Consider the following 5,078-nt stretch of genomic DNA (forward strand, 5'->3'; position numbering starts at 1 on the left):
TCTTCTGTCCTTGAGGACAGGTCCTGGTTGCCTGAGGCTATCTGGCTTGAGGCTGTGGCTATCGTGTCTGTGCCATGGCGGACATTCCCCACGATGCCCACCAGGCGGGATTGCATGTTTTTCAAGGCACTCTGCAATTCGGCCGCTTCGTCCCGGCCAACGCTGTTGATCGCCTGGGTAAGATCGCCATCAGCAATGTGACTGGCGCTGCGGGCTGCCTGCCTTAGCGGTATCGTGATGGAACGGGTCAGGACAACAGATGAGATGGTGCCGAGCAACAAGGCCAGCGCGGCACCCCCCAAAATTATTACCCGCCCCTGAGCCGCAGCGTCCTCAGCCTGCGCAAGGGAGGCGTCGTACCGCATCTGCTGGCGTTGCTCCAGTTGATAGATGGCTCCGCTATAGGCATCCGCCAGCGGTTTCAGGTCACGATCGAGTGCAGCGGAAACATCGTCTCCCGCCTGTTTCTTTTTCAGCAAGGCAGCCCGAGGCGTACGATAGGCCTCGCGTGCTGCGTCGATTTTGGCGATAAGCTCTTTGCCTTCTTCGGATTGAATCAGTTCGATCAGACGCTTGCGCGAGGCCAAAGAGATTTCAGACGTTTTGTCCATGTCGGCCTGCCACATCCCCATGCGGCCGGTGTCGGCATCAAGCACGGAGGCACGTGTGCGTATCCAGTTAAGGTCAATGGTCTGACGCCATTGAACGGCCATCTTGAGTTTTTCACTGTCCTCGATGCCCAGCCTGCTGGTGGTCGCGGCGAGCTCCTGCAGGCGCCAAACACCGATAAAGGCAATGATCGCCGTAATGAGAAGAATCAGCCCAAATGCCAGCGAGAGACGGGTGCCAACCTTGATGTTATTGAGTGTCATGATCAAAATCTTCAAAAGAATGACTAACTGTTAAGCCGGTATCCGGTTTGCGTTTTATGCCGTCAATTTTTCGATCAGGCCCAAGTCCTTGCCCGACATTAATTTGTCAATATCCACCAGGATCAGCATCCGCTCATCGAGCGTGCCCAGGCCAATCAGGTATTCGGTGTCCAGCACCGAGCCCATCTCGGGTGCAGGCTTGACCTGCTCCGGCGTCAAGGTAATCACATCCGAGACGCTGTCCACCACCATGCCCATCACGCGGCTGGCAATGTTCAAAATGATCACGACCGTGAACTGGTCGTAGGTGGGCGCCCCAAGGTTGAACTTGATGCGCATGTCAATGATCGGCACGATGATGCCGCGCAGGTTCACCACGCCCTTGATGTGCTCCGGCGCGTTGGCAATGCGCGTCACCGCGTCGTAGCCGCGCAGCTCCTGCACCTTCTGGATGTCAATGCCGTACTCTTCCTGGCCCAGCTTGAACGCCAGGAATTCCAGTGCCCCTGTCGCCAAGGCTTTGGGGGAGTTTGTTGTCTCGTGCATATGCACTCCTTTAAACGGTAGTGACGCAGGCCCAAGCAGGCGCCTGCACAACAAGGGCCAGAAATGTAGAGCCGCTAACAAATACCTACATCTGTTAACGGCCAAAGCTGGAGAAACTCCAGCCCCTTACCCTAGGGTTTTCCCGTGCGACTCTTAAAAAATCTCCCAGTCCCCTGAAACAGAGCCAGCTCCGGCAACCGCCAGTTGCGGCTTGCTCCTGGGCGCAGCAATCGCCTGCTTGGCAGTTGGTGGCTGCTTGGGGGCGCCTTTTGGCTTGCTGCCGTTGGCAGCCCCCGGGCGTTTGCCCTGTGTCACATGGATTTGCTGTTCGTTGTCCAGCCTGAACACACTGACCACCTGAGATAAACCACTGGCCTGCTCCTGCAGGGATGCTGCCGCAGCTGCGGCTTCTTCCACCAAGGCTGCGTTTTGCTGGGTCACCTGGTCCATCTGGGTGATGGCCTGGTTGATCTGCTCGATGCCTGATGTCTGCTCCTGGCTGGCCGCTGTGATCTCGGCCATGATGTCGGTTACGCGTTTGACGCTGTCGACTATCTCGTCCATGGTCTTGCCGGCTTCGCTGACCTGTTTGCCTCCGGCTTCTACTTTTTCCACGGAGTCGTCAATCAGGACCTTGATTTCCTTGGCTGCTGNGTTCAGAGCCAGGATGTTGGTCTGGAAGGCTATGCCGTCTATCACGCCGATGATGTCGACGATCTTTCTGGAGGAGGCGTTGATGGCTCCCATGGTGTCCACCACTTCAGCGACCACACTGCCACCTCTGACGGCTACGCTGGACGCTGAAACCGCCAGTTGATTGGCCTGGCGGGCGTTGTCTGCGTTTTGTTTGACTGTTGATGTCAACTCTTCCATGGAGGCTGCGGTTTCTTCCAGTGAACTGGCCTGCTCTTCTGTTCTTGAGGACAGGTCCTGGTTGCCTGAGGCTATCTGGCTTGAGGCTGTCGCTATCGTGTCTGTGCCATGACGCACTTCGCCAACAACCTTGGACAGGCTGTCGTTCATGGCTTTGAGGGCTTGCATCAACTGGCCTGTTTCATCACGGCTACTTGCTTCAATACGGCTGCTCAGGTCTCCGGCCGCTACCGTTTCGGCTACTTTTACAGCTTCTGATAGCGGGCGCGTGATGCCGCGTGTGAGTAGCCAGGCCAGGGTACACCCAATCAGCAGGGCGATCACGGACAGCGCGATCAGGCTGATCCGGGCAGATCGATACAAGGCATCAATTGCACTTGCCGTTCTGTCGATATTTGCAGCCTGGAGCAATGCCATGTCCCGGATACTCGCGTCATACGCCTCCAGGGCAGGCACCAGCTTGGCATCGGCCAACTGCACTGCCTGCTCATGAAGGCCATCCGCCTTCATTTTCAAGGCGGTGGTTCGCAAATCAATGTAGGCGGCTCTTTTCGCCAGGCTCTCCTCGTACAGCTTCTTTTCTTCAGGTGTATCCAGCAAGGCCAGGAGTTTTTTCGAGTTATCGGTAATGTCCAGACTGGCCTTTGATATGCCATTTTGGAAATATTTTTGGTCTTCAGGGTCTGTGCTCTTGACCAGAGCAAACGTCCTTACGCTGTTGGTGCTTGTACCGACCATCCAGCGCGCCGCAAGCCGTTCCTTGACCAAGGCATTTCCGATCATCTCATCTGTAGCTTCGCCTACATTCTGGAGCCGGAGAACACCGAGCCCGGCGATGACGGCCAGGAACAGGAGTACCAGCGCAAAGCCCACACCCAAACGCACTCCAATTTTCAGATTTTTCATGCTTGTCTCTCCGTCATTATTTTTGAATGCACCGGGAAAAATTCCGCACCGCCTCAACGCGTTGCATGTGAGGTGAACACGCCGACCGCTTGTGCCAGCCCCCCGGCCTGCTCCTTCAGTAAGCCTGCCGCCGCCGCCGACTCTTCTACCAGTGCCGCGTTTTGCTGCGTCACCTGGTCCATCTGGGTAATGGCCTGGTTGACCTGCTCAATACCAGCTGTTTGCTCCTGGCTGGCGGTACTGATTTCCGCGATGATTCCAGTCACACGCTTCACGCTGCCCACGACCTCATCCATGGTCTTGCCGGCCTCTCCGGCGAGCCGGCTACCGACATCCACTCTTGCCACGGAATCATCAATAAGTGTCTTAATTTCCCGAGCCGCCACTGCGCTGCGCTGCGCCAAACTCCGCACCTCGCCGGCCACCACAGCGAAGCCCCGGCCCTGCTCGCCGGCGCGGGCAGCCTCTACCGCGGCATTCAGCGCAAGAATGTTGGTTTGAAAAGCAATGCCGTCTATGACACTGATGATGTCCGCTATCTTTTTTGAGGACGTGTTGATCGACTCCATGGTGTCCACCACCTGGCCCACTACCGCTCCGGCCCGGACAGCCACCGCCGAAGCAGCCACTGCCAGCTGGCTCGCCTGCCGTGCGTTGTCGGCGTTCTGCTTGACAGTGGAGGTCAACTCCTCCATCGAAGCGGCCGTCTCCTCCAGCGAACTGGCCTGCTGCTCGGTCCTCGCCGACAAGTCCAGGTTGCCTGCCGCGATTTGCCGGGAAGCCGTCGCCAGGCCGCCGACGTTGGCGCCAACATCCGCCACGATCGCCACAAGATTGGCGCTCATCTGGTTAAGTGCACGCAACAGTTGTTTGGTTTCATCTTCCGGCTTGACCTGAAACCTGACCAGATCCCCCCCTGCTATGGCCCGTGCCACACGCACCGCCTGATCCAGTGGCTGGAAAACCGTGCGATCAAGAAAGTAGCCCAAACCGGCCCAGGCCAGGGACGCGCCCACAACGCAAACGGCAAGCACGCCAGGAAGCCAGCTTTGTGCATTGGCGGACTGCGCAATACGTGAGGCCTCCCACCAGCCAGCAGCCCCAAGGACCAGCGTCAGGAAGGCCGCTGTAAGCGTGACCGCAAACATCCGTTGCCTGATCGGAACGCGGCGCAAACGGGCCATGAAACCGAGCCCGCCCCGTTGAAGTACCTCACCTTGCAGGATCAGCAGCCCCTTTGCCTGACCCTCCCTTATCCGGCGATAGACCTGCTCAGCTTCAGCAACCGCCGCCTGGTCGGGCTTGCTGCGCACGGACATATAGCCCTCCGTCACCCCCTTGCGGCGGATTGGCGTCACATTCGCAAGCACCCAATAGAAGTCACCGTTCTTGCGCCTGTTCTTGACCAGTCCGGTCCACGGCAGGCCCATGCCCAGGGTTTCCCACATGTCCGCGAAGGCTTCTTTTGGCATGTCGGGATGCCGGACGATGTTGTGTGCTTTTCCCAGGAGTTCGTCCAGGGTGTAGCCGCTGACCTCGACAAAGGAAGGGTTGGCATAAGTGATCCGCCCCTTGAGGTCGGTACGGGACACAAGTGCCGCGTCGCCGGACAATTCGTATTCTTTTTTCGTGATGGGTAAATTGACACGCATGAGCTAAGGGGCTTCCAGTTTTTTTGATGTCGGGCAACGATTGGGATCAAACGGTTCAGTGAAGTGCTAATTGCCGGGACTCCAGCCTGAACACACTGACCGCCTGTGACAAGCCACTGGCCTGCTCCTGCAGGGATGCTGCTGCAGCTGCGGCTTCTTCCACCAAGGCTGCGTTTTGCTGCGTCACCTGGTCCATCTGGGTGATGGCCTGGTTGATCTGCTCAATTCC

4 protein-coding genes and 1 pseudogene are annotated in these 5,078 nt (G+C 57.8%); all 5 read right to left on the bottom strand.

Annotated features, from left to right (window positions below; translation table 11 throughout):
• Window positions 1-887: MCP four helix bundle domain-containing protein (locus tag ACFQND_RS03865; RefSeq protein ID WP_377412363.1), on the bottom strand; the 887-nt coding region annotated here is incomplete at its 3' end.
• A gap of 39 nt (window positions 888-926) precedes the next feature.
• Entirely contained in the window at window positions 927-1,418 is a 492-nt protein-coding gene (locus tag ACFQND_RS03870; RefSeq protein ID WP_377412366.1) for a chemotaxis protein CheW, read from the bottom strand.
• Between the two features lie 153 nt (window positions 1,419-1,571).
• Window positions 1,572-3,197: a methyl-accepting chemotaxis protein gene (locus ACFQND_RS03875; protein WP_377412369.1), complete on the bottom strand. Its 1,626-nt coding sequence runs from the start codon at window positions 3,195-3,197 to the stop codon at window positions 1,572-1,574.
• A 53-nt stretch (window positions 3,198-3,250) separates the two neighbouring features.
• Window positions 3,251-4,849: a methyl-accepting chemotaxis protein gene (locus ACFQND_RS03880; protein WP_377412372.1), complete on the bottom strand. Its 1,599-nt coding sequence runs from the start codon at window positions 4,847-4,849 to the stop codon at window positions 3,251-3,253.
• 55 nt (window positions 4,850-4,904) lie between these two features.
• A pseudogene (locus ACFQND_RS27275) lies at window positions 4,905-5,078 on the bottom strand (methyl-accepting chemotaxis protein); the annotation flags it as partial.

Source organism: Polaromonas aquatica, from assembly GCF_042659145.1.
Lineage (GTDB): Bacteria > Pseudomonadota > Gammaproteobacteria > Burkholderiales > Burkholderiaceae_C > Polaromonas > Polaromonas aquatica.

Coding starts and splice junctions, on each gene's coding strand:
- ACFQND_RS03870 (WP_377412366.1), bottom strand. CDS start 1,418: ATGCACGAGACAACAAACTCCCCCAAAGCCTTGGCGACAGGGGCACTG.
- ACFQND_RS03880 (WP_377412372.1), bottom strand. CDS start 4,849: ATGCGTGTCAATTTACCCATCACGAAAAAAGAATACGAATTGTCCGGC.